General features: G+C 41.8%; 30 protein-coding genes, 1 tRNA gene and 1 pseudogene. 23 read left to right on the forward strand and 9 right to left on the reverse strand.

The genetic code is table 11. From position 1 onward, the window contains the following. The first annotated feature begins 533 nt into the window (after positions 1–533). Positions 534–1,451 (forward strand): hypothetical protein, encoded by a 918-nt coding sequence (locus ROSEINA2194_RS19330; protein ID WP_044929036.1) that lies wholly within the window; start codon positions 534–536, stop codon positions 1,449–1,451. Between the two features lie 71 nt (positions 1,452–1,522). Beyond that, complete coding sequence (locus tag ROSEINA2194_RS19335; RefSeq protein ID WP_044929038.1) at positions 1,523–1,984, forward strand: hypothetical protein; 462 nt, start codon at positions 1,523–1,525, stop codon at positions 1,982–1,984. Between the two features lie 350 nt (positions 1,985–2,334). Here ROSEINA2194_RS19335 and ROSEINA2194_RS19340 read toward each other — a convergent pair whose 3' ends face one another. The 3 genes from ROSEINA2194_RS19340 to ROSEINA2194_RS19345 all read right to left on the reverse strand — a co-directional run bounded on the left by ROSEINA2194_RS19340 (position 2,335) and on the right by ROSEINA2194_RS19345 (position 4,086). Then, positions 2,335–3,201 (reverse strand): 4Fe-4S binding protein, encoded by an 867-nt coding sequence (locus tag ROSEINA2194_RS19340; protein WP_044929040.1) that lies wholly within the window; start codon positions 3,199–3,201, stop codon positions 2,335–2,337. A 43-nt stretch (positions 3,202–3,244) separates the two neighbouring features. Continuing rightward, the gene (locus ROSEINA2194_RS21425; protein ID WP_021922836.1) at positions 3,245–3,391 is read right to left on the reverse strand and encodes a CD1871A family CXXC motif-containing protein; all 147 of its coding nucleotides are present in this window, start codon (positions 3,389–3,391) and stop codon (positions 3,245–3,247) included. 68 nt (positions 3,392–3,459) lie between these two features. Beyond that, positions 3,460–4,086 (reverse strand): TlpA family protein disulfide reductase, encoded by a 627-nt coding sequence (locus ROSEINA2194_RS19345; protein WP_007890910.1) that lies wholly within the window; start codon positions 4,084–4,086, stop codon positions 3,460–3,462. Between the two features lie 218 nt (positions 4,087–4,304). Between ROSEINA2194_RS19345 and ROSEINA2194_RS19350 the strand changes: the two genes are divergently transcribed. The 13 genes from ROSEINA2194_RS19350 to ROSEINA2194_RS19410 all read left to right on the forward strand — a co-directional run bounded on the left by ROSEINA2194_RS19350 (position 4,305) and on the right by ROSEINA2194_RS19410 (position 14,201). Beyond that, complete coding sequence (locus ROSEINA2194_RS19350; RefSeq protein WP_007890913.1) at positions 4,305–4,958, forward strand: response regulator transcription factor; 654 nt, start codon at positions 4,305–4,307, stop codon at positions 4,956–4,958. Positions 4,959–5,028: 70 nt separating this feature from the next. Beyond that, on the forward strand, positions 5,029–6,393 hold the full coding sequence (locus ROSEINA2194_RS19355; RefSeq protein WP_007890915.1) for a sensor histidine kinase: 1,365 nt from the start codon (positions 5,029–5,031) through the stop codon (positions 6,391–6,393). Positions 6,394–6,533: 140 nt separating this feature from the next. Continuing rightward, entirely contained in the window at positions 6,534–7,259 is a 726-nt protein-coding gene (locus ROSEINA2194_RS19360; RefSeq protein ID WP_007890916.1) for a DUF6198 family protein, read from the forward strand. A 139-nt stretch (positions 7,260–7,398) separates the two neighbouring features. After that, positions 7,399–7,944: an LptM family lipoprotein gene (locus ROSEINA2194_RS19980; protein WP_147334821.1), complete on the forward strand. Its 546-nt coding sequence runs from the start codon at positions 7,399–7,401 to the stop codon at positions 7,942–7,944. A 21-nt stretch (positions 7,945–7,965) separates the two neighbouring features. Next, entirely contained in the window at positions 7,966–9,126 is a 1,161-nt protein-coding gene (locus ROSEINA2194_RS19370; RefSeq protein ID WP_049888011.1) for an MBOAT family O-acyltransferase, read from the forward strand. Between the two features lie 47 nt (positions 9,127–9,173). After that, on the forward strand, positions 9,174–9,548 hold the full coding sequence (locus tag ROSEINA2194_RS19375; protein WP_007890921.1) for an MBOAT family O-acyltransferase: 375 nt from the start codon (positions 9,174–9,176) through the stop codon (positions 9,546–9,548). A gap of 61 nt (positions 9,549–9,609) precedes the next feature. Further along, positions 9,610–10,200 carry a DHHW family protein gene (locus ROSEINA2194_RS19380; RefSeq protein ID WP_007890923.1) on the forward strand — a complete coding sequence of 197 codons (591 nt, stop codon included), beginning with the start codon at positions 9,610–9,612 and terminating at the stop codon, positions 10,198–10,200. An 11-nt stretch (positions 10,201–10,211) separates the two neighbouring features. Next, positions 10,212–10,706: an alginate O-acetyltransferase AlgX-related protein gene (locus tag ROSEINA2194_RS19385; RefSeq protein ID WP_172727181.1), complete on the forward strand. Its 495-nt coding sequence runs from the start codon at positions 10,212–10,214 to the stop codon at positions 10,704–10,706. 177 nt (positions 10,707–10,883) lie between these two features. Then, a complete protein-coding gene (locus ROSEINA2194_RS19390; protein ID WP_044929041.1) occupies positions 10,884–11,441 on the forward strand; it encodes an RNA polymerase sigma factor in 558 nt (185 codons plus the stop codon). Beyond that, on the forward strand, positions 11,438–11,665 hold the full coding sequence (locus ROSEINA2194_RS19395; RefSeq protein WP_044929043.1) for a hypothetical protein: 228 nt from the start codon (positions 11,438–11,440) through the stop codon (positions 11,663–11,665). The genes ROSEINA2194_RS19390 and ROSEINA2194_RS19395 overlap by 4 nt, the downstream gene beginning before the upstream one ends. Next, positions 11,590–12,321, forward strand: coding sequence for a hypothetical protein (locus tag ROSEINA2194_RS19400; RefSeq protein WP_172727182.1), 732 nt, complete (start codon positions 11,590–11,592; stop codon positions 12,319–12,321). Before ROSEINA2194_RS19395 ends, ROSEINA2194_RS19400 begins: the two co-directional genes overlap by 76 nt. Before the next feature lie 148 nt (positions 12,322–12,469). Beyond that, entirely contained in the window at positions 12,470–12,973 is a 504-nt protein-coding gene (locus ROSEINA2194_RS19405; RefSeq protein WP_007890928.1) for an RNA polymerase sigma factor, read from the forward strand. Continuing rightward, complete coding sequence (locus tag ROSEINA2194_RS19410) at positions 12,960–14,201, forward strand: anti-sigma factor C-terminal domain-containing protein (RefSeq protein ID WP_007890929.1); 1,242 nt, start codon at positions 12,960–12,962, stop codon at positions 14,199–14,201. The genes ROSEINA2194_RS19405 and ROSEINA2194_RS19410 overlap by 14 nt, the downstream gene beginning before the upstream one ends. Positions 14,202–14,233: 32 nt before the next feature. Here the strand turns inward: ROSEINA2194_RS19410 and ROSEINA2194_RS19415 are convergent. After that, positions 14,234–15,171, reverse strand: a pseudogene (locus ROSEINA2194_RS19415) (RpnC/YadD family protein). Between the two features lie 488 nt (positions 15,172–15,659). Here ROSEINA2194_RS19415 and ROSEINA2194_RS19420 point away from each other — a divergent pair. The 5 genes from ROSEINA2194_RS19420 to ROSEINA2194_RS22435 all read left to right on the forward strand — a co-directional run bounded on the left by ROSEINA2194_RS19420 (position 15,660) and on the right by ROSEINA2194_RS22435 (position 19,618). Beyond that, the gene (locus ROSEINA2194_RS19420; RefSeq protein WP_007890941.1) at positions 15,660–16,985 is read left to right on the forward strand and encodes a serpin family protein; all 1,326 of its coding nucleotides are present in this window, start codon (positions 15,660–15,662) and stop codon (positions 16,983–16,985) included. Between the two features lie 159 nt (positions 16,986–17,144). Further along, a complete protein-coding gene (locus ROSEINA2194_RS19425; protein WP_007890946.1) occupies positions 17,145–18,227 on the forward strand; it encodes an ABC transporter substrate-binding protein in 1,083 nt (360 codons plus the stop codon). Beyond that, positions 18,199–18,972 (forward strand): ABC transporter permease, encoded by a 774-nt coding sequence (locus tag ROSEINA2194_RS19430; RefSeq protein WP_007890947.1) that lies wholly within the window; start codon positions 18,199–18,201, stop codon positions 18,970–18,972. The genes ROSEINA2194_RS19425 and ROSEINA2194_RS19430 overlap by 29 nt, the downstream gene beginning before the upstream one ends. 75 nt (positions 18,973–19,047) lie before the next feature. Further along, positions 19,048–19,302 carry an ATP-binding cassette domain-containing protein gene (locus ROSEINA2194_RS22430; protein WP_007890948.1) on the forward strand — a complete coding sequence of 85 codons (255 nt, stop codon included), beginning with the start codon at positions 19,048–19,050 and terminating at the stop codon, positions 19,300–19,302. Next, positions 19,277–19,618 (forward strand): ATP-binding cassette domain-containing protein, encoded by a 342-nt coding sequence (locus ROSEINA2194_RS22435; protein WP_252832760.1) that lies wholly within the window; start codon positions 19,277–19,279, stop codon positions 19,616–19,618. The genes ROSEINA2194_RS22430 and ROSEINA2194_RS22435 overlap by 26 nt, the downstream gene beginning before the upstream one ends. Positions 19,619–19,674: 56 nt before the next feature. Here ROSEINA2194_RS22435 and ROSEINA2194_RS19440 read toward each other — a convergent pair whose 3' ends face one another. Further along, complete coding sequence (locus ROSEINA2194_RS19440; protein WP_007890951.1) at positions 19,675–20,697, reverse strand: sugar kinase; 1,023 nt, start codon at positions 20,695–20,697, stop codon at positions 19,675–19,677. Between the two features lie 315 nt (positions 20,698–21,012). On the opposite strand from ROSEINA2194_RS19440, the gene ROSEINA2194_RS19445 reads away from it, so the two are divergent. Both ROSEINA2194_RS19445 and ROSEINA2194_RS19450 read left to right on the forward strand, forming a co-directional pair. Further along, positions 21,013–22,038 carry a sugar kinase gene (locus ROSEINA2194_RS19445; RefSeq protein WP_021922821.1) on the forward strand — a complete coding sequence of 342 codons (1,026 nt, stop codon included), beginning with the start codon at positions 21,013–21,015 and terminating at the stop codon, positions 22,036–22,038. 343 nt (positions 22,039–22,381) lie between these two features. After that, positions 22,382–22,774 (forward strand): CarD family transcriptional regulator, encoded by a 393-nt coding sequence (locus ROSEINA2194_RS19450; protein WP_330370643.1) that lies wholly within the window; start codon positions 22,382–22,384, stop codon positions 22,772–22,774. 355 nt (positions 22,775–23,129) lie between these two features. Here the strand turns inward: ROSEINA2194_RS19450 and ROSEINA2194_RS19455 are convergent, their stop codons facing one another. The 3 genes from ROSEINA2194_RS19455 to ROSEINA2194_RS23730 form a co-directional block, all read right to left on the reverse strand. Continuing rightward, positions 23,130–23,717, reverse strand: a complete 588-nt coding sequence (locus ROSEINA2194_RS19455) for a DUF3267 domain-containing protein (protein ID WP_007890955.1) — start codon at positions 23,715–23,717, stop codon at positions 23,130–23,132. Between the two features lie 118 nt (positions 23,718–23,835). Further along, entirely contained in the window at positions 23,836–25,089 is a 1,254-nt protein-coding gene (locus tag ROSEINA2194_RS19460) for a DUF4317 domain-containing protein (RefSeq protein WP_044929049.1), read from the reverse strand. A gap of 86 nt (positions 25,090–25,175) precedes the next feature. Next, entirely contained in the window at positions 25,176–25,466 is a 291-nt protein-coding gene (locus ROSEINA2194_RS23730; protein ID WP_007890959.1) for a TspO/MBR family protein, read from the reverse strand. Between ROSEINA2194_RS23730 and ROSEINA2194_RS22440 the strand changes: the two genes are divergently transcribed. Beyond that, positions 25,465–25,653, forward strand: coding sequence for a hypothetical protein (locus ROSEINA2194_RS22440; protein WP_007890957.1), 189 nt, complete (start codon positions 25,465–25,467; stop codon positions 25,651–25,653). The two genes, ROSEINA2194_RS23730 and ROSEINA2194_RS22440, sit on opposite strands and share 2 nt — an antisense overlap. Positions 25,654–25,722: 69 nt before the next feature. On the opposite strand, the gene ROSEINA2194_RS19470 is transcribed toward ROSEINA2194_RS22440, so the two are convergent. After that, a tRNA-Gly gene (locus ROSEINA2194_RS19470) sits at positions 25,723–25,795 on the reverse strand. Between the last annotated feature and the right edge of the window lie 33 nt (positions 25,796–25,828).

The raw sequence follows: 25,828 nt of genomic DNA on the forward strand, positions 1-25,828 counted from the left end.
GGCGAACAGAAACATAATATTTCGTTTATACCGTTTTTCTTTTTCATTAACATATAAAATTCTGACTTGTGAGAGGACGCTTATATCTGCCCTTCACACCCTAAGAAAGCACCACAAAATCTGCAATTTATGTTATGGAACTCACGGTTATGGAATAAGTGCCTATATTGGGTTCTGCCGCACGTAACATAGATTGACGGATTTTCATTGACACAATTCCAGGATTGCTTTATACTAAGCCTGCATCAAAGTCGCAGATAAATAACAGTTACGATTATGAAGCATTCATAAGCGTGATCATTCTTAACAACGTTTCTGTCTGCAGATTCAAAACCTGATATAAGGTCGAGGATATGACCTCAAAATTCATTGCCGGTTCGGCAGGAGATTCCATTTTGATGAACAATTCAATGCAGGGAGCATTTGATCTGACTGATGTTTTTGCATACCCACTTATGTAAAAAACAACAGAAAATCCACCCTATGCATTGAAAAAAACACAACATTCTATTATCATAAAAGGAGGAATAGGATTGAATACCAACGATGAAAAGATCCAGTGGCATCCGGCATTTGATGCGGCACTGCAGATTGAGTTCGGAGACGAAGCAAAATATCTGGAATTTGATCCGGAACATCTCATCTCAAAAAAGCCAATGCAGATCGATGTGCTGGTCAAAAATGAAAAGCACGTAAAACTCAGAAAGAATATCGGGAGGATCTTCCGGCAGTATAATATCATAGAGTACAAATCACCGGAAGACGACCTTGACATTGATGATTTTTACAAGACCTATGCATACGCCTGTCTTTACAAATCAGATACGGAGACAGTAGATCTGATCCCGGCAGATGAACTGACAATCACTTTTGTATGCTATCATTATCCAAGGAATATGCTCCGCAAATTGGAACAAGACCGGAAGTTTTCAGTGGAACAGCAGGACAGTGGCATATACTACCTCGTTGGGGATGCCATCCCGATACAGCTTGTCATAGTCCCAAAGCTGTCAAAGGAGCATAACTACTGGCTCAACAATTTAAGGAATGACCTTAAGGCGGGCAGTGAGATTAAAAATTTTATAGAAAGTTACAGTAAAAACAAAAACTCAAAGCTATATCAGGCACTCGCAGACGCAGTCATGCGTGCAAACTGGGAAAAGTTGAAGGAGGGATCGAATATGTGTGAGGCATTAAAAGAATTGTTTGCGGACGACTTTAAGGAATCGGAATTGAAAGGCAGAAATGCCGGCAGGACTGAAGGCGCAGCTTCTAAAATTATAGAGAAGGTTATTAAAAAGCATCAAAAAGGATACACCGCCGAAGCCACAGCAGACATGTTAGAAGAACCTGTCTCCCGGATTCGGCAGATCTATGACGTCATAGAGAAAAGCTCGCCGGATTATGACGCAGAGACCATATACAAACAGCTCCATGAAAAAGAAGAATAAGCTTTTGGTGATTGTGGTAGAATTTGATCAGTAACGAATTCAATCGGAATGTGACAAAGGAATGTGATGATATGAAAAAAACGATAGGTATGACAGCCTTGCTGTTTTTGATGATGGGGTTGATCGGCTGCAACGGAGAAACAGCCAATATTGACTTTCCTTTTGAAGTTGGAGATATTGAAAATATTGAAATGTATCACTATGCAGGAGTACCTACATCAGCGGAAAAGAAAGTAGTAGTTGCAGAAACTGACATAACAGACTTATATGATATGTTTGAGAACTTATCATTGAAAGAAAAACAAGTTGAGGAAAACACAGGAGCAGATGTAACCAGTTTTCGCTTTAACCTTTCAGATGGGACAAGCTATGAACTGATTTATGTCTGTGATGGGGTCAAGAACGGAAAGCTGAAATCTTCCACTGGCAATTTTGAATACTTTACAAGATCAGATATTGGTTCATATTGGTTCAATAATGAACTTGAAGCAGTTCCGGTTGAAGAAAGCGAATTGCCGATGCAGACCAATTAAATCCATCCCATAACAGGCACTCCTCCCCTAACCGTGAGTTCCATAACGTAAATTGCAGATTCTGTGGTGCGATTCATAATGTTGACTGGGCATGTATAAGCGTCCTTTCACAAGTCATTCACAGCGTAAATGAAAGAAAAACGATATAAACAAATATTATTTTCTTTGTGAGCTATGGAGATAAGACTCTTTAGAGGCTTATCGGAATGTCCAGCGAACAGAAACATAATATTTCGTTTATACCGTTTTTCTTTTTCATTAACATATAAAATTCTGACTTGTGAAAGGACGCTTATATCTGCCCTTCAAACTCTAGGAAAGCACCACAAAATCTGCTGCTCCACGGTAAGTTAAACTCCGGTTTTGGGACGTATTCCTGAATGGATAGCGCCGGTAGGACAGACATCTTTGCATTTTCCACAGCGGATACATTCCACACTGTTTGGATTTTCATAAACCTTGACACCCATATCACATTTCTTTGCGCAAAGTCCGCATTTCGTACATTTGGCAGCATCAATCTCGTAATGGTAGAGTGAAAACCGGTTGAAAATACCATAAATCGCACCAAGTGGACATAAATACTTGCAGAATGGGCGGTATATCATTGTAGATAAAATAAGAAGAATGACAAGGATGCTGACCTTCCACCCAAATAAAAAGCCGATGGCACGCTGAAGTCCCGGATTTTTTGCAACAAGCGGAATACCGCCGAGCAGTGTGCCGGACGGACAGATCAGCTTGCAGAACCATGGACTTCCATAGCCGCTTTCCCCGACAAGAAGCAAAGGCATGGCAATGACGAACACAACAAGGATGACATATTTTAAATAGCGCAGATAGCGGTCAAATGGGACTTTTTTGATCTTTTTGACGAAAGGGATCTTATGCAGCAAATCCTGCACAAGACCAAAAGGGCAGAGCCAGCCGCAGACAAAACGTCCCATGAGAGAGCCGAAGATCATTAAAAATCCAATGACATAAAAGGAAAATTTATAATTTTTACTGCCGATCACAGCCTGAAGGGAGCCAATCGGACAGGAACCGATAGCACCCGGGCAGGAGTAGCAGTTTAAGCCTGGGACACAGAGCTTTTTGCTTGTGCCGCGGTAAATTTTTCCCTCGGTAAAACCGATGACATATCCATTTGTCAGGGCGGTGAAAAGAACCTGTACCCATAAGCGTAAATGTTTTCGCTGTTTTTTTATCCAGTTCATGATGAAAAACCTTTCCTTGTAAATTCGTGTAATGTATTTTCTATTATCCGATGCCAATGCATTCCAGACAGATGATATTTGACTTATTCTGTACAGTGGTATGCTCATTTCGATGGATTCCATTTAAAATAAATAAAACCCCGATAGCTAAAAGTAAGATGCCTGTGACAGAGCGTTTTTTGATATTCATATAAGTTTCGCCTCGTTTCGTGAGTTCCGGCAGTCCGGGAAACTGCCGGAAACCTGATCTATATGTGACTATTCTGCTAAGTAAGAGTCAATGAGAGCTTTCCAGCCTTCATAGTCCTTAGAACCTTCGATCGTGTCAAGGATGGTTCCATCTGATCCAACTACATAAGTGGTAGGGTATGCCATAATATTTAAAAGGGATTCATTTGTGGCAAGCGTTCCATCCATACGAAGCTGTGTGTAAGATGCATTTGCGTTACTCATAATATCTTTGATCTGAGCCATTTCGTCATCTGAGATACCCATGCCAAGGTCGCCGTAAAGTCCGTAAACAGCAGCACCCTTGTCTTTGTATTCACTATTGATCTTATCAAGATCAGGAATTTCATTGACACATGGGGTACATCCGACATTCCATACATTTACAAGTGTTACTTTGTTTTTGGCAAAAATAGAGGAATCCATTTTATTACCATCTATATCTGTAGTATCCATGTTCGTGAAAATATCATTTGTGGAAGCAGTGCTGTCGGAAGCAGTCTGTGCAGTGCTGTCTGTCTGTTCAGTTGTGGCCGTTTCCTGTCCGGCTGTTGTGGAAGAAGTATTGCCGGTGGTATTTCCGGTCTGTCCGCATCCTGCAAAAAGAAGTGCGCCTGTAAGTAAAAGTGTTGCGATAGATAATGTTTTGTTTTTCATAATAAGAAAATCTCCTTTGTTTTTTGTTGTTCAGACTATTGTCTGATTGATTTGATAGACATATCATAACGTTCTAATGTGAAATTAATATGAAATCAGAAAATTTTTTTTGTTGATAATCTTTAGAGGTCATAATAAACTGGAAGTAGTGTTATTGTTATAGGAAAATAGCACATTTTAACAGGGAAGTACTAAATTAAGGAAAAGGAAAGTATAAAATGAATATTTTAATTGTAGAGGATGATACAGCAATCCGCGAGGGCGTGGCAGAGTTTTTAAAAGAAAATGAATATGAGGTCTTTTGTGCAGAAGATGGGGAGAAGGCGCTTGAAATTTTAAAAAGCAAAGAGATACATCTGGCGCTGTTAGACATTATGCTGCCAAAGAAAAATGGGATCGAAGTGTTAAAAGAACTGCGGACATTCAGTGAACTTCCGGTGATCATGCTGACGGCGGTCACGGACGAGGAAACGCAGGTGCAGACGTTTGACAACCTTGCTGATGACTACATATGTAAGCCATTTTCATTGATCCTACTTTTGAAGCGGATCGAAGCACTTTTGAGAGCACGTTATAAGACAGAAAATACATGGAAATACAAAGATGCTGTGGTGGATTTTTCCGGGTATCGGGCAACGTATCTTGGAAAAGATGCGGCAGTCACACCGAAAGAGATCAAACTTTTAGCAGTCTTGTTGGAGAATGCGGGACAGGTTGTGAGCCGGGATCAGATTTTAGACCGGATCTGGGGTGAGGAGGAAAGCCCTTTTGACCGTGTTGTGGATGTCTATGTGAAAAATCTGCGGAAAAAACTGCAGCTCGACTGTATTATCACGGTGAAGGGCGTCGGCTATAAGCTGGAGCTGCCATAAACTATCAATAAGTGATCAGCCTGCAAGAGAAGGCTGTATTCAGCGGTGCGCACAGAGTAGGGGATTGAATATGAAGAAAATGAAATTATTTCCTAAAACATTTTTATATACGTTTTTTATGCTGCTTTTTATCACAACATCCATGCATCTGATGATTTATTTTTTCTATCCGAAGGTGTACTTAAGCCGGATGCAGGATCAGCTGGAAAAGAAAATGGAGACATTGCAGCAGGAGATAAAAAGGAATACTGCAGCGGAAGCGGGGCAGATTTTTTCTGATTTTGCAAAACAAAATAATGTCAATGTTACGGTAGAGTGTGCCGGCAGTGAAGTTACTTATATGGGAATGGATTTCCAAATATCACTGTATACCGATGCCGATATGGTTTTTGATGTGAGCAATCTGGAAAATGCGGAATCGATTATTGTGAAAAATAAAACAATGGAAGCAGACGATGGGATTGAAATCCAGGTGGAAGTGATGGCAAGTGCCATGCCGGTGAAAGAGGCGGTGGATATGATCACATTTTTATTGCCGTTTACGTTCGGAGCTGCCATTCTCTTTTCCATTGTTTTTTCTTATTTATATTCGAGACGCATTACAAGACCTATTTTTCACATGCTGAATGTCACGAACGATATGAAAAATTTAAAACCGGAAGCGGCATTTCATGTGCAGGACGAAGATGAGGTCGGACTTCTGGCGGAGCAGATCAATCAGGTTTATGAGCAGCTGCTTGCAACGATCCGGAGTCTGGATGAAGAAAAAGAGCATATGCTCGCAGTGGAAAAGTCGAAGACTGTTTTTCTGCGTTCCGCTTCTCATGAACTGAAAACACCGCTTTCCGGACTGCGGATTCTGCTGGAAAATATGCAGTATAATATAGGAAAGTACAAGGATCGTGACAAATATCTTGCGGAAGCAGTTGCCAAAGTGGATGAACTGAGCGGAATGGTCAGGGATATTTTAGATACTTCCAAAGTGCAGGATCTGCAGGAAGAGGAAAAACAGAAGCTTTATGCAGGCGGGGAAATTGGAACAGTGCTGCAGGAATATGCGATGCAGATCGCTGACAAAAAGTTGGAGGTGACAGACAGTATCCCGGAAGACTGCATGCTGTTTATGAGCCGGAATACATTTCAGAAAGTGTGGTCGAACCTGATCGGCAATGCGGTACAGTACACAGAGCAGGGCGGGCAGATCACAATTGCCGCAGACATAGACAAAATCTGGATCGAAAACAGCTGTACACCGTTGACGGAGGAGCAGTTGGCTTATATTTATGAGCCGTTTTACCGTGTGGACGACACGCGGGCAGCTTCCGGGGGCAACGGGCTGGGACTTTATGTGGTGCGGGAACTGCTGAAAAAAGAGGGATTCCGCCATGTATTTGAGCCTGTGGAAGACGGCATGCGCTTTACGATTTTCCTATAGACAAAAACTATGGATTCCAAAATAAAATTTACTTGTTATTTATAAGAAACAGGAGTAAATTGATTCGTGGTGGTAAAAGACATAGATATATGATGGCATGTAAGAGGCACCAGAAAGTCATGGAAAGGGATTCATAGAAAATGAGTGGGAATACAAAAGAAGAGACAGAACAGCAATTTGTAAGCGAAGCACCAGTGGAAGAGGAAAATGGGAAAAAACGAACGGTTTTCCGTGGAGAACTGGCGCTTTTTATCACGGTGATGATCAACAGTTTTGGTGTGGTATTAATGTTATATTCCGGTGCGGGAATTTCCGCAATCTCCAGTGTACCATTTGCATTTTCAGAGGTGGCACCGGTCATTTCACTGGGTACCTGGACGTATATTTTTCAGGCAGCACTGATCTTAAGTCTGATGATCATGCGCAAAAAATTTGTTCCGGCATATCTGTTCAGCTTTGTGGTCGGATTTGCATTCAGCGAGCTTTTGGATTTGCATGAAGCGTGGATTGATATTCTGCCAAAATCTCTTGGATTTTGCGTATTGTATTTTGTTATCAGTTATCTGCTGCTGTGCATTGGCATTGCGTTTTCTAACCGCTGTGGACTGCCGATCATTCCGACGGACTTGTTTCCGAGGGAATTATCACAGATTACAGGCGTGCGTTATTCCAGAGTCAAAATAGGTTATGATGTGATCTGCCTGTGTGTGACAGCAGTTCTTACCGTCTGCTTTTTGGGACATTTAGATGGACTTGGCATTGGGACAGTGCTGGCAGCATTTACCATGGGAAAAGTGATCGGAATGATCGGAAACTGGATGGATCAGAGATTTCAGTTTGTATCGGTTCTGACTGCAAAATCATAAAGTATCCAGAAATTTCCTCGGATATTAAGAAAAAATTCATTAGGAAAAGGGAACAATCTATAGTATAATGATGGTCACATCACAATGGATTGTGAAAATGAATTTTTGGGCGTCTATGAACGCCGGAATGAGAGGGAATATGAAGAGAAAAATAGCATGGATTCTGCTGGCGGCAATGACACTTTCCATTGCTGCGTGTGGAAATAAAACCGGAGATTCGGTTGCAGATGATGGAAATATCACTGCAGAGGCAACAGAGGGTGCGCTGGATACATCGGCAAATCTGGAGGGAAGCTGTGCAGATATTCTGGATGAGATTTATAAAACAGCAAAAACAGATGACGATTACTTCAGCTACACAGATGATTTTGAAAACGTGGAGATTACCGAAGCAGAAGAAGAATATATTTTAGGAACGACAGAGATTGATTATACGGATTCCGTGTACTCTGCACCGATGATGTCCTCGATCGCTTATCAGTGTGTATTGCTCCGGGTAAGTGAAGATCAGGATATCGAAGCTGCCAAGAAGCTTTTAGAGGAAAATGCCGATCCGGCAAAGTGGATATGTGTTGAAGCAGAGAGCGTTGTTGTGGAAAACGTTGGCGACGTGATTTTATTCATCATGGCAGACAAAGATGTTGCAGATGCAGCAAAAGAAGCGTTTTTAGCGTTAAAAAAATAAATACAGAAGGTGGTGCGAAGCTTGCTTTTTTCAAGTATTACGTTTTTATACTATTTTTTACCGGCGGTATTAGTGATCTATTATCTGACACCGGCAAAAGTGAAAAATCTGATACTGTTTCTGGCAAGCTTCGTTTTTTATTTGTGGGGGGAGCCAAAATACAGTGTGCTACTCCTTTTTTCTGTTACAGCCGGCTATATGGGTGGAAGATGCATCGAATATCAGAGACAGAAGAAGTGTGTCAGTGCTGCTGATCCGGCAGACAGATCCGGAAAATACAAGGGTGGACATGACAGGCTTGTGGTCGGGATTTTTACGGCAATGACATTGGGATTGCTGGTATTTTTTAAATATATGGATTTTCTGGCAGACAGTGTAAATAGGATTCTCGGTACACATGTTCCGATGGTGCAGATCGCACTTCCGGTCGGCATCAGTTTTTACACGTTTCAGATCATCAGTTACTATGTGGATGTTTACCGGGGAGAGGTTGCGGCAGAACACAATTTTGTTGATTTTGCGGCATATGTGACGATGTTTCCACAGTTGATCGCCGGACCGATCGTCCGCTTTCAATCCGTGCAGGCGGAATTAAAACACCGGGAGATCACATGGGAAAAAACCGGGGAAGGTGCGGCAAGGTTCGTCTGTGGCCTCTGTAAAAAGGTTTTGATCGCAGATTCCCTTGCACCGCTTGTCTCGGCGCTGCAAAATATATCTGAAACAGCAGCAAAAACGGAAGCAGTCGTGACAACAGGAATCCGTGCGGAAGGCGCAGGGATCGGCACACTGGGTTACTGGGTGCTTGCCCTTGCGTTTATGTTACAGCTTTACTATGATTTCTCCGGTTACAGCGATATGGCGATCGGACTCGGAAAAATATTAGGTTTTACGTTCCCGGAGAATTTCAGGTATCCTTTTATCTCAAAAAGTATCTCGGAGTTCTGGCGCAGATGGCACATGACGTTGGGCGGATGGTTCCGCGATTACCTTTATATCCCGCTGGGCGGCAACCGGGTGAGCGTTCTGCGATGGTGTTTTAATATGTTCGTTGTCTGGCTGCTCAGTGGGCTGTGGCACGGTGCAGGATGGAATTTTGCGCTGTGGGGATTGTATTTTGGCGTATTCTTAAGTGCAGAGAAATTAATCGGAAAAAATGGAAAGAAAGATCCTTTAAAATAGCAGACATATCCGCAAATAATGACAGTAATGGTGGTAACAGGAAAAATATGTTTCTGATCTGTGCCAGAAACAGCATAGAACATGGTTATGTTCTTCTGGTCGTCCTTTTTAGTTTTGTCATATTCCGTGTGGAGAGTGTCCGTGAGATAAAAGAACAGTTTTTAGGATTAGCCGGAAGTTACGGAAATGCAATGACACCGATGGCAGCTTATGAGATAAAGAGCTATCTGATACTTTTGCTCATCGCATGCGCCGGTGCGACACCGTTTCCTGCAATGTGGGTTCAGAGATTAAAAAATACAAACATGTGGAAAAAGTCAGGATGGCTGTTACAGAGCTGTTATATACTGACAGGACTGGTGCTTGCTACGGCATTTTTACTGGGAAGTTCGGTACACCCGTTTTTATATTTCCGGTTTTAGGGAGAGTGAGTGGAAAACCACATTTATCTGACACCGGATCGTTAATGAGGAGGGCAGAAGCATGGATTGGAAGAAAAAAATAGCAGCAGTTGTTTTTCTGCTCTCACTTGTCTGTGTCCCGGTGGCGGCGTTTCTGCTGCCGGATCAGGCGGTTTCTAAGACGGAGAGACGGAAACTTGCGAAGAAACCGGCATTTACAGTGGCTGCTTTTTGGGATGGAACGTATATGGAGCAGTTGGAAACGTATTTTTCCGAGCAGTTTCCGGTGCGGGACGGATTGCGCACAGTGAAAGCGGAGACGGAGACGGCACTTTTGGGAAAAGCGGATACCAATGGTTATTTTAAAGTTGAGGATGGAATTTATCATCTGGAGGCAGAATTAAATGAAAAGAATGTGGACAGAGTGGCAGATTCCGTAGAGAAGCTCTGCGCAGAACAATTTCAGAACGCAGATTGTTATGTCGCAGTCATCCCGGACAAAAATTATTATCTGGCAGATAAACAGTATCCAACACTGGATTATGAAAGGCTGGATGAGATGATACAGGCGGAGATCCCTTCGGCACAGAAAATCAGTTTATACGGTAAGCTGCATCTGAAAGATTATTACCGCACGGATCTGCACTGGAAACAGGAAAAATTACAGGCGTAGTAGATACGCTTGTGCAGTCTATGGGACAGCAGACCAATACAATATCTGACGGCTGGCAGATTGCCACAGAGGATTTTGTCGGAGCTTACGGGGCAGCCTCTGCATGGAAAACCGCACCGGATAAGATGATTTACCGGACAGATCTGTCTATAGAGCGGATGCAGGTCTATGATTATGAAAGAAAACAGAACGTAAGTGTCTATGCACCGGAAAAAATCGGTGGGATGGATGATTATGATTTTTATCTGTGGGGTGCAAGAGCGCTTCTGACCATTCAGAATCCGGAGTGCCATAATGGAAAGAAGCTGTTGCTGTTTAGGGATTCTTTTGGCAGCAGTATCGCACCGCTTTTAGCGGAGTATTATGAGGAAGTAACGCTGGTTGACCTCCGGTATGTCTCAGCTTCGCATGCGCTGGAGCTTTTAGGGGACACGGAATATCAGGATGTGTTGTTTTTGTACAGTGCACCGATTTTGAACCATGGAGACAGCTTGAGATTTGGTTAGTTTATAGAAAAGCAGAGATCAGAAAATCCGCAGCCTTAAAAATAAGGTGCGGATTTTTTGATATGTGTAAAATTTGTGTAACCAATCCAATTCATTTGCGTCTTTCCAGGTGAAGAGAAATATGAGAAAATGAAATAAATCCGTGTAAAAACAATGGGGAACATGAGGATACGTGCAATGGAAGATGAAAAGATTATTGATTTATATTGGAACCGAGATCAGGGCGCGATCGGACACACGGCAGAGAAATACGGCAGTTATTGTGGCAGGATTGCGAAAAATATTCTTTTGAATAAAGAAGATTGTGAAGAATGTGTCAATGACACCTGGCTGAGGGCGTGGAACGCTATGCCGGACGAGAGACCGGCAATTTTATCTGCGTTTTTAGGTGCAATCACAAGAAATTTAAGTCTGGACCGATACCGGAAACTGCATACGGCAAAAAGAGGAAAAGGGGAAGTGGAGTTTATTTTTGATGAACTGACAGATCAGGTGGACAAAAAAGAGCCATCGCACTACATAGAGGAACAGGAATTAGTGGCGTGTATCAATCATTTCCTCAAAAATCTCCCGAAGGAGCACCGCGTGATGTTTGTGCGGAGATACTGGTATTTTGATAATATTACAGAGATTGCAGAGCGCTGTGCATGCAGTGAGGCAAAGGTGAAGACAACACTTTTTCGTGTCAGGGGTAAATTGTTGGACTATCTGAAAAAGGAGGGCTATGCATTATGAAAAAGACGGACTGGATAGATGTGATCGGAAAAATCGATCCAGCTTATGTAAAAGAAGCGGAACAGTGGAGCAAAGCAGCACAGAAAAGAGAAATCTTAAGCATTTCACTGCAATGGCGGCGTGTGTGTGTATTCTGCTGGCTGGAGCAGTGGTATCATTTGATCTGTGGGTACAGAACAAAGATACAGGCGCAGAGACAGAAAGTGCTGTCGCAGAAGGGATGAACGAAGGTGCATCAGCCCCAAATGAGGGGAACGAAACTGCAGTGGCAAAGGCGGAAGAGGAACAGACAGAGAGTGTGGAGTCAGAATCTTTTGCAGATACAGACGAGCAGATCACGATCAACGAGGTCAGTGAACTGACAACGATTGCAATCGATGTGGGGAATGGACAGGAAGAGCGTATGAGTGCAGAGGAATTAGAGCAGTATTATGGAGTGACTGTTTTTCCAAAAAATCTGCCGGAAAATCTTGTGGCATATGCAGAGGAGCATGATACAGATACAGCCTATGTACAAAGCAGTATACAGCCATTGGACGGGGAAAAAGAGAAAAATCAGACCACGGCTGAAAGAAGTATTTATTATAATAAAGATCATCAGGTAGTGGATGATAATAATACATTTCTGTATGAGAGTGAGGATGGAAACAGAAGCCTTGAGATCGGTGTCCGCACGATGGAATCCGGGATTATCACGGAATTTGAGGATGATGATTTAAAAACTTCTGTGATCAATAATAGGGAAGTGACGATCGCACGTCTTGCAGCGGAGGATGAATGTTATCTCGCGATTTTTACAAAGGAAGGTGTGACGTTTACCATCCAGACGAAGAATCTGACCGAGGAGGAACTCCTCATGGTATTGCGTGAACTGTGTTGACCTCAAAGGGGAAAAACGACTGGAAGTAAAAAAATAAAATTTCCGTGTAACATTTTTCAAAAAGGATTGTTATATAGATGAAGTTCCAAAAGCGCAGGCTGAGTCACAGGAATGGGGACGGTCGTTTTTATACGGGAGAGGAGGAGTCATGGAAAAAGATATATTAAAGCAGCTATATCAGAAATATCGCAAAGAAATATATCTTTACCTCTACTCTTTGTGCAAAAACAGCAGTCTTGCGGAGGATCTTTTGCAGGAAACTTTTTTAAAAGCACTGCTTTCGCTGCCGGATGACCACACAAACATGCGTGCATGGCTGTATCTGGTGGCGCGCAATCTTTTTTTCAATTATTACCGCAGGGAAAAAGAGAAAGTACCGCTTGGTGAAGTGCAACAGATACAGAATACCGCATCGCAGGAGGTTCTGGAAGGCATTTTGAAAGAGGAGAAAAACAGGCTCCTTTATCAGGCAATGAATGAACTGGAAGAACGGAAACGGGAGATTCTGCTGATGCAGTATTTTGGCGGACTGTCACAGAAAGAGATTGCGGCGATCTTAAAAATGACACCGGAAAATGTACGGGTACTGTCATATCGGGCAAAGCGTGAACTGCGGACTTACATGGAGGATCATAACTATGACTTATCGTGAATTGTTAAAATTATATCAGGAAGGAAAATTAGACAAGGCACAGACAGATGAAGTGGAACATGCCATTGAGAAGCAGGAAGCTATCAGTGAGTACCTCTATGAAAAAGAGGAGATTCCGGGACTCGAAGTACTTCAAAGGCAGGAGAAAGAAGAGGTTTTTGTGCAGGGCAATGATGCAGAATCCGAAGAGGAACAGCGTTTTGTAAAAATGATACAGAAAACGATCCGGCGAACTTTTTTGAAAATGGGTGTGATCGTCGGAACAGGCGTGCTTGCCGTCGTGCTCTGTGTGATCTTTGTTCTGCCGCAGGTTGTATCGGCTTTTTACTATAATCCAAATGAAGTGGTGGGAATAGGCGAAGGCAGTGATATTACAACAACACGGATGAGCCTTGACCTTTCTGTATATTCCGAACTGTTCTGGCCGGGCAGTTACCGGAACACAGTCAATGCGGTGGCAGAGGGTTATGGAACATACAATATTTCTATTCCGCAGGGGATTTCATTTGGCGGAAAATTTACAACCGTCAACGGCAGGCTAAAGCGTGGGAAGCTGACGCTTTATAATACAGATGAGTTCAAAATGCCTTATGGAAATACGTTTATGGTGCCGGAAGAGGTGGAAGAATACTCTAGAATACATTTTTTCGACGAAGATACCAGACAATTCTGGGGACCGGCAGGAAGTGAGGAGGAAGCATATGCGTCTATTGAGAAACTGGATGATAATGCGTATTACATTGCATACGCGTCCCTGGAAAAACTGACCAGTTATGCAGATTTTTATAATTGGGCGAAAAACAGGGAGATGGACGCACAGCTGTGGTGTGCAGTCTATACATCCGATGAAGATGGCTATATGTGTGACTCTGTACCGGTTGGGATGCTGATTAATCCAAGTGGAAGCTGCATCGACTGGGACAGGGAGACTTATCCATATCTCTGCCAGCTTGATAATCGTGCGGATACAGACAGCTGGCATATATCAGAGGATACAGAGAAAATGGAGACGCATTTTATCAGTCTTTTGAGCTATCTGCGCGATCATCCGGAGATTGTGAAGATTTTAAATGGGTATCAGGAAATTCCTTACGATATGATGATCGAGAGTGTAAAGCAGGATGGACTGCGTATTTATGGATTTTCAATCGTCTGCCAGAAGAAAAAATTATTACAGCTGCGGGATGAAGAGGGGATTTCCTATCTGTATGCAGTGCCGTTGGATTAAATAAGGTTTTGGGGCAGGGAAAGCGTTCAAATTTATTGTTTATCGGTGCACAGTTTCTTTACTTCAGCGATAGACAAACCAGAGAAATTGGCGATTTCGTCTAAGGAAAATTTGTCAGATTGTAGCATTCGACTGGCAATTTCAAGAGCAGCGTGATTTTCACCCTCTGCAAATCCGGCTTCATGTCCGGCTTCGCGTCCTGCCTCAAACTCTGCTTTTCGTAATTTTTTTCTTCTAATTCTTTATCATACTCAAAAATACTCATACTGATGACCTCATTTCGGTTCTGGGTAAGAAATTCCGCCAGAATCCCTTCCCGGATGCATTCATCCACTGCATGTTTTACGGCCTCGTTCAAAGGCATGTCTGATGCATAGTGGCGCACTCTGGCAACATACTGTGCATATTCTTTTAACATACTGCAATGCTGCATTAAATCTGCATTGTGTCCTTCATTGACATTTAAAACCGTAACGATTAACTCAAGTTTTGGTTCCCCTGTCAGACATTCAAATGCCGAGGAAAGCCGAAGTTCTGTACAGTCAGAAATTACCGTTGAACCATTGTAGAATTCGATAAAATTTGGGGCAGGAATTTTCTGTAAGGTGGAAGAAAACAGTGATTTTTTATCCACGAGTTTCTGGTATTCACTGCAAATATAAAATAAATCTCGAAGTGGCATATTAGGGTTGTAGGTCGACTGATGTTCATACAGATACAGATTCGTATCCATGATAAATGCCAGATCGTTTTTTATTCCCATATAAATAGCATTTTCGAGTGTCACAATCTCCAAATCTTCCGGGTTTTTATAATTACTCTGATTGACTGCATTGTAAAGAGAGAGCAGATTTTTCCGGTCAGAAAACAACATCCGAAAAACGGTGTCTTTATAATTACGGTTTGCCGCTGGTGTTTTGAATGTAAAGTTTCTTTTTGCTCTGTTACGGTTTCTTTTGCATTTTGCCATAAATTTTTTTCCTCCTGAAATTGGCAGGACAGTTTTTTTAACTGTTCTCTGATTGCAGGAGAATATAACTATTTGTGATTCTAAGTTCATCTCGTCTCCTGCTTTTTAATTGGTTAATGGGTAACGAAAGCATAGATACGAATGAAGTACGCAGACTATTTGGGGCTAATCTGTCGTTCTTAGAATATAGATGACAATGTCATGAAGATTTTGTAAAATATGCTTTGAATTATTGTAACATAGAGCGTATATAAGAAGCAAGAAGTTTATGAATGAGTTTTGAAAATTTTGAGAGTAATCGTTACTGTTTAGTCAGTAGTAAAACAGTTGCTGTTTTGTTGCTGAAGAAAGTGATTCGGGAGTGAGAAGTAACAAATATTTTTAGTTTTTTGTAACCAACTGTAAAAATCAGCGTCTTTCCTTATAGAAAGATAACAGCAGTAGAAGAACATATTTACATAACCATCGAAAAAAGGAGGACAAAGCATATGAAACGAAAACTGGTTACAATTTTGATCGGATGTATGACGTTAGGATTATTCGGGTGTGGCAGTGGATTATCTGATACGACGAAGCGGTTGACGCCGCAACAGTCGGAGGACAGTGAACAAAACGCCGATCATACAGGAAATGAGGATCAGCAGGCAGAGGCTGATACGACAGAAAAGAAAGCGGAAGATGACAGCACAGAAACATCCTTCGGTTACCAATACCGATACTGTCAGTTTGCCCTGAATCTGCTGCAGCAGACATATGAGGATGGAAAAAATGAGATGATATCTCCATTGTCAGTATTAACAGCGCTTACCATGACAGAAAATGGTGCAAAAGGTGATACGCTGTCACAGATGGAGCAGGTTCTGTCGGATGGAACACCGGTAGGGCAGCAGGGCAGAGAACTTTCTTCGTATATGAAAAAACTGGCTGATACAGAGAATGCGCATCTAAACATTGCAAATTCAATCTGGCTGAAAGATGCAGACACCTTACATGTGGAGAATGATTTCCTGTCAGAAAACAGTAAATTATTTGATGCGGAAATTTATCAGGCACCTTTTGATGAGCATACATTAAAAGATATCAATACCTGGGTTTCGCAAAAAACAGAAAAAATGATCCCGGAGATATTAGAGAAAATCGAAGACAATTCGGTAATGTATCTGATCAATGCCATTGCTTTTGATGCAAAGTGGCAGTCTCCATATGAGAAGGAGGATGTAGAGTCAGGCACATTTACTTCTGAAAATGGAGCACAGCAGACGGTGGATATGATGTATTCCACAGAGGCATATTATCTGGAAGATGACAGTACGACCGGTTTTATCCGACCATATGAAGATGGATACAGTTTTATGGCATTGCTTCCAAAAGAAGGGATAAGCATAGAGGATTATATCAGTCATTTGTCAGCAGAAAAACTGATCGGTCTTGTTGAAAATGCCAGCACGGATTATGAAGTGGATGCAGCAATCCCAAAATTCAAGTCCGAATATTCAATAGAATTAAAAGATACCTTGCAGAACATGGGAATGACAGATGCATTTGATGAGGAACAGGCAGATTTTCGAGGAATTGGAACCAGTGATAATGGAAATATCTATATCAACATGGTACTGCACAAAACCTATATCGAAGTTGATGAGCAGGGAACAAAAGCGGGTGCCTCAACGGTTGTCGGAATGGTGGAATCGATGTCCTTATATGAACCTGAAATAAAAACGGTGCATCTGGACCGCCCATTTGTCTATGCCATCATTGACACAGAAACACAAATGCCAATCTTTCTCGGAGTCACAGAATCCGTGGAAGAATAAGAATGTGGCAGCATTATATGAAAAAGGTTGTTAAAAAATTAACATGTACTAAAAAACATACTTGAGATTCTATATAAATTCGTTTATACTAAATTCGGTCTGACAGGGAAGAAAAAACTGACCTGAGATATTCTTAAGACCAGAAGGAGAATTTATATTATGAAGAAAAAACTTGTATCAGCACTGGCTCTTATGATGTCCTGTGTGATGCTGGCAGCATGCGGCGGAAACAAAGTGGAAGAGAATACAGCCACTCCGCAGACTGAGACCAGCGAAGCAGTCACAGAATCAACAGAGGAAGCAGCAAGTACAGAAACTGAAGCAGCAGGCGAATTGACAGATGTGAATGTAGCCGCCTTAAAAGGACCGACAGCTATGGGAATGGTGAAGCTGATGGATGATTCCGACAATGGAGATACCGGAGCAAATCATTACAATTTTACCATTGCAGCATCACCGGATGAGATCACACCGCAGATTGTGCAGGGAAATGTGGACATTGCAGCAGTTCCGGCAAACCTTGCATCTGTTTTGTACAACAAAGAGGGTGTGGATGTCAGCGTTCTGGCAGTCAATACGTTAGGTGTATTATATATTGTGGAAAATGGCGACAGTGTACAGAGTGTTGCTGATTTAAAAGGAAAAACCATCTATGCCAGCGGAAAGGGTGCAACACCGGAATACGCATTAAACTATATGCTGACTGCAAATGGCATTGACCCGGAAAAAGATGTCACAATCGAATACAAATCCGAGCATTCTGAATGTGTGGCAGCACTCGCAGCAAATGAGGATGCAGTGGCAATGCTTCCACAGCCATTTGTGACTGTGGCAATGACACAGAATGAAAATATCCGTGTGGCACTTGACCTTACCGAAGAGTGGGAGAAGGCTTCCGGCGATGGAGATACAAAGGCAGCCTTAATTACCGGAGTTGTGATCGCAAGAAATGATTTTATTGAAGCGCATCCGGACGCAGTTGAGACATTTTTGCAGCAGTATGAGGCTTCTGTAAACTATGTAAATGACAATGTGGCAGAAGCGGCAGTCCTAGTCGGAAACTACGATATTGTTGCAGCACAGGTTGCAGAGAAGGCAATCCCGGAATGTAACATTACATTTATTGCCGGAAATGATATGAAAGCAAAATTAAGCAGCTATCTTGGAATTTTATTTGAACAGAATCCGGCAGCAGTCGGTGGAGCATTACCAAATGATGATTTCTACTACAACGCAGACTAGGAAGAAAAATAAAATAAAACTCTGGACCATTGCATTCTGGCTGTTACTCTGGCAGTTTGCAAGCATGGCATTAGACAAGCAGATATTACTGGCATCGCCCCTTTCAGTGGGGCGGTGCCTGCTTTCGTTGGTGAGAACCTTTTCCTTCTGGGAGTCAATCTGGTTTTCGCTGGAGCGCATCGCACTTGGTTTCTTCTGCGCAGCGGCAGGCGGCGTTTTGCTTTCTGCATTGGCATATCATGTGAAATTAATACGCGATATCCTTGCACTTCCGGTGGCTGTATTAAAGGCTACTCCGGTCGCATCTTTTATTGTGCTGGTGCTCATCTGGATGCCATCAAGAAACCTGTCAATACTGATTTCTTTCATCATGGCATTTCCAATCATTTATACAAATCTTCTGGAGGGATTTGAACATCTGGACCGGAAACTTTTTGAGATGGCAAAAATCTTTCGGATGACATTCTGGAACAAAATGTATTACCTTTATTTTGGGGGACTTTTTGCGTATTTTCGTTCTGCCTGTGCAATTGCGATCGGCATGTGCTTTAAGGCGGGGATCGCAGCAGAGATCATTGGCATTCCCAAGGGTTCCATCGGAGAAAAACTTTACAATGCAAAGATTTATCTGGAGACACCTGACCTGTTCGCCTGGACATTTGTCATTATTGCAGTGAGTGTGCTTTTTGAAAAAATTTTTCAGTGGCTGTTGTCATTGCTGGCGCATCGGCTGAGTGTAAAATAATTTGCGGTTTACGTATGTGAGCAAAGCAAAAAAAAGGCAGTAGAAAACAAAAATGGAATTGGTAAAAGAGAAAAAATGGATATCATAGTAAAAAATTTATGTAAAACATATGATCGTAATCAGGTGTTAGATCATTTTTCCTGTACGTTCCGGGAGAAAAAAATGACCTGTATTATGGGAAAATCGGGTATCGGAAAATCCACGCTGCTATCGATTCTGATGGGGCTGGAGAAGGCGGATGAAGGAACGGTTTCCGGTATGGAGCATCAAAAGATCAGCGCTATATTTCAGGAAAACCGCCTGTTTGAAAAATCTGGATGCGGTGACTAACATTCATATCACAACCGGAAAAACAAAAGAAGAGATCACAGGCTTTTTAAAAAAGATGGAACTTGACGATATTGCCGGAAAGCCGGTAAGTGAGTACAGCGGCGGCATGAAACGCCGTGTGGCGATCGCAAGGGCACTTCTGGCAGAGTATGATATTTTGATCATGGATGAGCCTTTGCAGGGACTTGACGCAGAGACGAAGGAGAAAGTTGCCACAGTCATAAAAATGCAGACTGCCGGAAAAACGGTTCTTTTTGTCACGCATGATGAGAAAGAGGCAGAATTTTTCGAGGCAGAGTGTATGGAACTTGTATGAATTTACGCAAAAAAGAGGCAGATCAGCACAGTAAATGTGTGGTCTGCCTCTTCTTTTTAACGGTTCATTTCAGACTGATAGCCTGAAGTATTCTTATGCTGTTTGATAATGCTGTCGATCTCCTCTAAGTCCGTGAAGACCATATCGCCGATGACACTGTGTTTGATGGCAGCCATGGCATTGCCGTATTCCAAAGCTTTCTGGCAGTCCCCATGTTTTAAATAACCATACAGTGCACCGGATACATAGGCATCGCCGCTTCCGATACGATCCACAACGTCAATATTATTGTATGGATTTTCCCTGTAATAAGTATCATTTTTTGCAGAATAGATGATGGAAGTAAAATTGTGCTTCTTCGGAGTGATGACAGTCCGCTCTGTGGAAGCGACAACGGAAATCGGGTATTCCTCACAGAAAGATTTCTGGATCTCGTTGATCGTACCTGTTTTTCCAAAGGTAAGTCTTGCAGTGTCTTCGGAGCAGAAGAAAATGTCTACATAAGGAAGAATGGTTTCAATGCATTTTCTTGCTTCCTCTCCAGTCCAGAGGTTTGAACGATAGTTCACGTCGAAGGAGATCAGGGTTCCCTGCTTTTTAAATTCTTTGATACAGTGGATCGCAAAATCCTGTGCCTTTCCACCAAGACCAAGTGTAATGCCGCTTGTGTGGAACAGACGGGTATTATAAAAAAGTGTCTGTGGCACATCTGAGATTTCTATATTATTAATGGAAGAGTGTTTTCTGTCATAGACAACACGGGGTTTTCTTGGATAAGAACCATATTCATAGTAGTAAATGCCGACACGGCTGTCGTCGGAATGATCTTCAATCAGATAGTTTTCACTGACTCTGGAGGCATTCAGCTGATTCTTGATAAAGGCTGCTAACAGATTCGTTGGTATTTTTGAGATGATGGCAGTGTTTAAACCAAGCTGCCCAATCTCAGATGCGATATTTAACTCTGCACCGCCGAGATGTTTCATTAATGTATCGCCCTGCGCAAGGCGTCCATTGATTGGTGTAGAAAGCCTTAATAAAATTTCCCCTAATGTGATGACATCATATTTACGATCCATAGTCGTTTTCCTCCTGTTTTTGGAAAAAATATGTAGTTCGGTTCTGTCAGTTTGTAATGATCGGTTACAATTTTACTGGTAGATGTAAAATTGTAAGTTTTGTATTGCGGAACAAAGTTCTGTAATATGAACCACTTTTAAATAAATTATAGCGCATGGGACAGGAAATGAAAAGTACTTATTTAAAAATATTTTTGAAAAGATTGAAAAAACATATTTGACATTTGTGAGAATGATGTTATAATGAGGTTACAAATTGTGAAACACTGTTTCACTATATGGAACATACGGATTTAAAATATGGAGGATTTAAAAATGGCAAAGAAAGTCGTTACATTTGGTGAGATTATGCTTCGTCTTGCACCAGAAGGATATTATCGTTTTGTACAGGCTGCATCCTATGGAGCTACCTATGGTGGTGGAGAGGCTAACGTAGCTATCTCTTTAGCAAACTATGGTATGGATGCAAGCTTTGTAACAAAATTACCGGCTCATGAGATCGGACAGGCAGGTGTGAACTCTTTAAGACAGTTCGGAGTTGATACTTCCAAGATCGTCCGCGGTGGTGACAGAGTAGGTATCTACTTCTTAGAGAAGGGCGCAAGCCAGAGACCATCCAAAGTTATTTATGACCGTGCAGGATCTGCAATCGCAACAGCAACAACAGCAGATTTCAACTGGGATGAGATTTTCGAGGGAGCTGACTGGTTCCATTTCACAGGTATCACACCGGCGCTCGGTGACAATGTGGCAGAGATCTGCTTAGAAGCTTGTAAAGCAGCAAAAGCAAAAGGAATCACAGTAAGCTGTGACTTAAATTACCGTAATAAATTATGGTCCAAAGAAAAAGCCGGACAGGTTATGGGCGAGCTTTGCAAATATGTAGATGTCTGCATTTCCAACGAGGAAGATGCAAATGATGTATTCGGAATCAAATCTGAAGGTACAGAAGTAACAGCAGGTGAGTTAAACAAAGCCGGATACAAAGAGGTTGCCCAGAAATTAACAGATCGTTTCGGATTCAAGAAAGTAGCTATCACATTGAGAACTTCTATCTCTGCAAACGATAATAAATGGGCTGCAATGTTATATGAAAACGGAGAGAGCTATTTCTCTAAAGAATATTTAATGCATATCGTTGACCGTGTAGGTGGTGGAGATTCCTTCGGCGGCGGATTAATTTACGCTTGCTTAAATGATTACGCTCCACAGGATACGATCGAGTTTGCAGTTGCTGCAAGCTGTCTGAAACACTCTATCGAAGGTGACTTCAATCAGGTCAGCGTTTCTGAAGTTCAGAAATTAGCTGGCGGAGATGCTTCCGGACGTGTTCAGAGATAATCAATTTATTTTGCTATAAATTTCTTTGCTGATTTCTGGCAGAGAAACATTTATAATTCCTTTCCCTAATTTAATATATGGAATCGGTGGATCACCCAGTCCGCCGGTTCGGGAAAAGCCGTACATCATTTTTATGTGCGGCTTTTTTCCTTTTTAGAAAAAAGTTTCGCAAATGCAAGGTTTTACTATCATTTTGTGGAAAGCATTTCTTATGCAAAATATACAAAAAAATGCTGGAAAGCTTTCTTGCAGTTTTCACAAAATTATAAAAATGAAAAAGAAATATACTGACAGTTGCAGACTTTTCGTGTTAAAATCGAATAGAAAGGAGAATCAGAAAAAAATGTTTGAAGTAGGAGAATATATTGTTTATGGATGTAAAGGTGTATGTCAGGTAGAAGAAATCACACATATTGATATTCCTGGCAGTAATAAGGACAGGCTGTATTATGTTTTGGCTCCGTTAGAGGACAGAAACGGCAAAATATATGCCCCGACCGATAATGCCAAGGTGGCAATGAGAAAAGTCATTACCAGACAGGAGGCAGAGCAGCTGATCGAGGAGATGCCGCAGATCGAAGAACTGTGGGTAGTCAATGAAAAACAGCGGGAACTGCAATATAAAGAGGCGTTAAAGACCTGTGATTTCAGGGCATGGATCAGTATTATCAAGACATTATATTTCCGAAAAAAAAGAGCGGATCGCTCAGGGCAAAAAAATAACATCTTTGGATGAACGTTATTTAAAGGCTGCAGAAAATGAGCTTTATGGCGAATTGTCACTGATATTGGGGCTTCCTAAGAGTCAGATGGAAGATTTCATTTGCAGAAAGCTTGAGGCGTAGTAATTTAGGTTATGTACAAAATATTGCAGTCTGGCATGCTTATGAAGGCATGAATGTGAAATGGACGAATATTGTGTAACGAAAACAATATTCGCCCATTTTACATTCATTGCATTTTAGTTATGATACTGCAATATTTTGAATTTACCATTTGTAAAAATTCAATCTTAAAATCCGTCAGTTCAGGTCATGAGCAGCAGAACGTAAATCTTTATGATCAAATAAGAGTTACTTTTCTATAAAAAACTATTTGTACCAGTAAAACCCATCATTTTGAGTATGAACGAAAGCACCTTTAGGTACTTGTTTGCAAATAATGTGGACATCCATGTAATCCGGCATTGGAGAAAGCATACCAATAATCCCCATTGGAATACATATTCCCGAAAGAAATGCATTGGGTGGAGATAAAAGAAATATAGCCAAAGGTATTATACCTAAAAGCATAGGCATTAAACTCATTATTACAAAACGACGTTTGCTGATTGGTTCGTGACATACTGCAAAAGCAGCAAACTTTTTTAAACAGATTCCTATGTAAACTTTTTGACCTTTTTTATAACAAACTCCATGTAAAACTTCGTGAACAGGCAGCAATAGCAGCCCCAATATTATTCCGAATGGAACATATATCGGATTCATTGCTTTTTCGCCAATCATAAACCATTTAATGCATATTATCGCATAACTAAAAATAAGTGGTAAGGTACCATATAACAGACTGCTTTTAAAAATATTATCCGGTCTTTCTATTCGTTTTGCATTGTTTGGCAACGTGTTTTCTGGGAAATCTGTATCCCAAGATTTATTACCGCACCAAATTATTTTAGGCATAAATGCATCTCCTCTAAATCCCGATTGTTTTAATTCTTTTCAGTTCCACCTTCTTGCCTTTCGGACATAGCCCTTGATGGACAGCAGATATTTTCCCGCAGGAACATCGTATTGTCGGCTATATAGTAGTATTCACTCCGTTTACAGCAGCATGCTCATTTTCATCCATTGGAATGATGAGGCATTTCTGACCGTTGATGGTATCAGAATGGATCTGTCCGACTTTTTCCGGTTTTACACGGAGAATGACATCATAAGTTTTGACTGCCGGGACATCATCATCCGAATCATCGACCGGGATGGAGCGGGTTTCTTCCAGCTGATGCTTCAGGCTTTCCACCTGTTCTACTAGTTCTAATTTTTCTTTGCGTTTCGCATTTGCCTCGACTAGCTTTGGATCAACTAAATGTTCGGCGGATGGTAAATCTTCACCGAAAGTGTCCTCGTAGGTTTTCTCGATTACAGCTGTCTGTTCCTCAGAAAGTCCGCTGTCGGAGAGGACAGAGGCGATATCGGTCAGGGTGAGCGGTGATGGCTCTTTTTCTTCCTCATCCTCAGCAGGAACTTCAATCAAACCACTGAGATTTCCCTGAATGTCAAGAAACATAGCGTCGCTTTCCTCATCATCTTCCCCGATCACATCCTTGACGATGTTCTGGAAGGTGAGTTTCTTTTCTGTCGCGGTAAACTTAGCACCGCAGCCAAGACCGGCTTCCATAAATTCCGTATGCGGTGTCTTGGTATCCCTTGTATAAAACATAACAGAGTGGATGTCTGTGCTTCGGTCGGTAAATGCAGGGAATACAAAACCGGTGTCCGGTGCGCCGACAACCCAGTCACGGATACGTGGACCTATGCGGTTTTCGTCCTCACGGTAGCCAAGTCCCGGTTTGGTCAGGTTGACCGGGCAGATCGCACACAGCAGATATTCGTAAACTTCCTCCGACTCGTCTAATTTGTCATTGTCTGAAGTTTTGGTCATGACATCGTAGGCATCGTGGAAGATCAGGATCAGATAATTGCCGACGTAATCGTAACTGTCAATAATCATATCGTAAAACGTGTCCATCAGATCATCATTTTTCAGTCTGCTTTCGCGCAGTCCCATCAGAAACTGCTGTCTGCCGCCGGCAGCTTCCTCTGCAAGTGGAAATTTCAGCTCTAAAAGATTGTTTCCGATCGTGCCGGACAATACTTTTTTTGCAATCTCTAAATATTTGTAAAATTCTTCGTCCTCCAGATTCAGAAAAGTTTCTCCGATTTTGGTGATTTTATTACGGTCAGCGTCCACGTAGCAGCCGCACATTCTCGTAAAGGTGCAGGCTTCTTTTTTAAAGCGCCGTTTGATTTCTAAAATATCTTTTTTATTCATAGTAATTCTCACTTTCCTGTCATTTTTCATCAAGTAGTATAACATATTTTTCAAAGTGCGTTAACTGTGAAAAGCAGAAAAAATGCTTAATTTAGAAGGTAAACTGCAAAATTCAGTATTGCTGCGAAAATACACCAGAACAGATAAGGAATCTGCAGATAGTTTGACAAACCAAAGAAAAGGATGCTCCACATAAAGTTAAAAAATAGCTGGATAAAATATGTGCGGAGTGCCAAAAGCTTATCCGGATGGTCAGACTGCGCAACAATATAGGAAGAAACTCCCATAAGCAGATATAAAATCGTCCATATAATCGGAAATAAAATACCGGGCGGTGCGAAAGAAGGCTTTGTAAATGAGGCGTAGGAGCCGGACATGTTTCCAGTAAACTGTGCAGAAAGAGCGCCTGCCGCGAGGGGAATCAGAAGAAAAATAATAAAAATACTTTTATTGGTGGAATGGTGTTTCATTGGCGAAAACTCCAAAGAGGGTATTACTTCATGTTATGTGGTGGGAGAGGAGGTTATGAAGAAAGAGATAATAAAAGAGAGAGCCGGAGCATAGATTGTGCAGATTAGAGTATTGTGGACAAAAAAATAAGAAATATTCATTTGAATATTTCTTATTTATAAGAGCGCGAGACGGGACTCGAACCCGCGGCCCCGACCTTGGCAAGGTCGTGCTCCACCAACTGAGCCACTCGCGCATGTTTTTGTGTTTCCGATTCGAAACACATCAG

It is taken from the genome of Roseburia inulinivorans DSM 16841, from assembly GCF_000174195.1.
GTDB lineage: Bacteria > Bacillota > Clostridia > Lachnospirales > Lachnospiraceae > Roseburia > Roseburia inulinivorans.

Excerpts from the sequence above, each read along its gene's own strand:
- ROSEINA2194_RS19335 (WP_044929038.1), top strand. The coding sequence starts at position 1,523 with ATGAAAAAAACGATAGGTATGACAGCCTTGCTGTTTTTGATGATGGGG.
- ROSEINA2194_RS19340 (WP_044929040.1), bottom strand. The coding sequence starts at position 3,201 with ATGAACTGGATAAAAAAACAGCGAAAACATTTACGCTTATGGGTACAG.
- ROSEINA2194_RS21425 (WP_021922836.1), bottom strand. The coding sequence starts at position 3,391 with ATGAATATCAAAAAACGCTCTGTCACAGGCATCTTACTTTTAGCTATC.
- ROSEINA2194_RS19345 (WP_007890910.1), bottom strand. The coding sequence starts at position 4,086 with ATGAAAAACAAAACATTATCTATCGCAACACTTTTACTTACAGGCGCA.
- ROSEINA2194_RS19350 (WP_007890913.1), top strand. The coding sequence starts at position 4,305 with ATGAATATTTTAATTGTAGAGGATGATACAGCAATCCGCGAGGGCGTG.
- ROSEINA2194_RS19355 (WP_007890915.1), top strand. The coding sequence starts at position 5,029 with ATGAAGAAAATGAAATTATTTCCTAAAACATTTTTATATACGTTTTTT.
- ROSEINA2194_RS19360 (WP_007890916.1), top strand. The coding sequence starts at position 6,534 with ATGAGTGGGAATACAAAAGAAGAGACAGAACAGCAATTTGTAAGCGAA.
- ROSEINA2194_RS19980 (WP_147334821.1), top strand. The coding sequence starts at position 7,399 with ATGAAGAGAAAAATAGCATGGATTCTGCTGGCGGCAATGACACTTTCC.
- ROSEINA2194_RS19375 (WP_007890921.1), top strand. The coding sequence starts at position 9,174 with ATGTTTCTGATCTGTGCCAGAAACAGCATAGAACATGGTTATGTTCTT.
- ROSEINA2194_RS19380 (WP_007890923.1), top strand. The coding sequence starts at position 9,610 with ATGGATTGGAAGAAAAAAATAGCAGCAGTTGTTTTTCTGCTCTCACTT.
- ROSEINA2194_RS19390 (WP_044929041.1), top strand. The coding sequence starts at position 10,884 with ATGGAAGATGAAAAGATTATTGATTTATATTGGAACCGAGATCAGGGC.
- ROSEINA2194_RS19395 (WP_044929043.1), top strand. The coding sequence starts at position 11,438 with ATGAAAAAGACGGACTGGATAGATGTGATCGGAAAAATCGATCCAGCT.
- ROSEINA2194_RS19405 (WP_007890928.1), top strand. The coding sequence starts at position 12,470 with ATGGAAAAAGATATATTAAAGCAGCTATATCAGAAATATCGCAAAGAA.
- ROSEINA2194_RS19410 (WP_007890929.1), top strand. The coding sequence starts at position 12,960 with ATGACTTATCGTGAATTGTTAAAATTATATCAGGAAGGAAAATTAGAC.
- ROSEINA2194_RS19420 (WP_007890941.1), top strand. The coding sequence starts at position 15,660 with ATGAAACGAAAACTGGTTACAATTTTGATCGGATGTATGACGTTAGGA.
- ROSEINA2194_RS19425 (WP_007890946.1), top strand. The coding sequence starts at position 17,145 with ATGAAGAAAAAACTTGTATCAGCACTGGCTCTTATGATGTCCTGTGTG.
- ROSEINA2194_RS19430 (WP_007890947.1), top strand. The coding sequence starts at position 18,199 with ATGATGATTTCTACTACAACGCAGACTAGGAAGAAAAATAAAATAAAA.
- ROSEINA2194_RS22430 (WP_007890948.1), top strand. The coding sequence starts at position 19,048 with ATGGATATCATAGTAAAAAATTTATGTAAAACATATGATCGTAATCAG.
- ROSEINA2194_RS19440 (WP_007890951.1), bottom strand. The coding sequence starts at position 20,697 with ATGGATCGTAAATATGATGTCATCACATTAGGGGAAATTTTATTAAGG.
- ROSEINA2194_RS19445 (WP_021922821.1), top strand. The coding sequence starts at position 21,013 with ATGGCAAAGAAAGTCGTTACATTTGGTGAGATTATGCTTCGTCTTGCA.
- ROSEINA2194_RS19450 (WP_330370643.1), top strand. The coding sequence starts at position 22,382 with ATGTTTGAAGTAGGAGAATATATTGTTTATGGATGTAAAGGTGTATGT.
- ROSEINA2194_RS19455 (WP_007890955.1), bottom strand. The coding sequence starts at position 23,717 with ATGCCTAAAATAATTTGGTGCGGTAATAAATCTTGGGATACAGATTTC.
- ROSEINA2194_RS19460 (WP_044929049.1), bottom strand. The coding sequence starts at position 25,089 with ATGAATAAAAAAGATATTTTAGAAATCAAACGGCGCTTTAAAAAAGAA.
- ROSEINA2194_RS22440 (WP_007890957.1), top strand. The coding sequence starts at position 25,465 with ATGTTTCCAGTAAACTGTGCAGAAAGAGCGCCTGCCGCGAGGGGAATC.
- ROSEINA2194_RS23730 (WP_007890959.1), bottom strand. The coding sequence starts at position 25,466 with ATGTCCGGCTCCTACGCCTCATTTACAAAGCCTTCTTTCGCACCGCCC.